The organism is Arenibacter sp. S6351L, assembly GCF_023016025.1.
Lineage (GTDB): Bacteria > Bacteroidota > Bacteroidia > Flavobacteriales > Flavobacteriaceae > Arenibacter > Arenibacter algicola_B.
The window spans coordinates 1-580 of sequence record NZ_JALKBB010000105.1; the positions used below are offsets into that span (position 1 = coordinate 1).

Annotated in this window: 2 protein-coding genes; both read left to right on the plus strand. The window is 32.8% G+C overall.

What is annotated here, in order from left to right; all coding sequences use genetic code 11:
• Positions 1-84: 84 nt before the first annotated feature.
• Positions 85-384 carry a type II toxin-antitoxin system RelE/ParE family toxin gene (locus MWU82_RS24090; protein WP_072994315.1) on the plus strand — a complete coding sequence of 100 codons (300 nt, stop codon included), beginning with the start codon at positions 85-87 and terminating at the stop codon, positions 382-384.
• Between the two features lie 5 nt (positions 385-389).
• Positions 390-580: addiction module antidote protein (locus tag MWU82_RS24095; RefSeq protein ID WP_247098306.1), on the plus strand; the 191-nt coding region annotated here is incomplete at its 3' end.

Genomic DNA, 580 nt, shown 5'->3' on the forward strand with positions numbered 1-580 from the left:
TCTCACTCAAGTCGAAAATTCCAAAAATTTACTGCGGATTAAAAATAAATATCTTAAATTTGTATCCAAGTAGATACAGTTTTTATGTTCTTTATTGAAAAAACAATCGAATTTGATAAGTGGCTGAGAAAGTTAAAGGACTTGAAAGGCAAAGCCAAGATTCTGTTTAGAATACAGAAACTAGAAAACGACGAACACTTTGGGGATTGCAAACCTGTCGGTGACGGAATTAGGGAATTACGAGTGAATTTCGCAAAAGGTTACAGAGTTTACTTCAAAGAAAAAGATGGTAAAATAATTGTTCTACTCATTGGTGGAGATAAGTCGACTCAACAGAAAGACATAAAAAAAGCGAAAGAAATCTGGAACAAATTAAATAAATAAATAAAATGGGAACTTCAAAATTTGACATAGCGGATTATTTGGACAGCAAAGAAATGATTGCAGAGTATCTCAATACTGTTTTAGAAGAAGGAGATAATGACGATGTGATAAATGCAATTGGACACATTGCAAAAGCGATTGGAATGACTAAAATATCTGAAGAAACTGGATTAAGTAGACCGAGTTTGTACAAAGC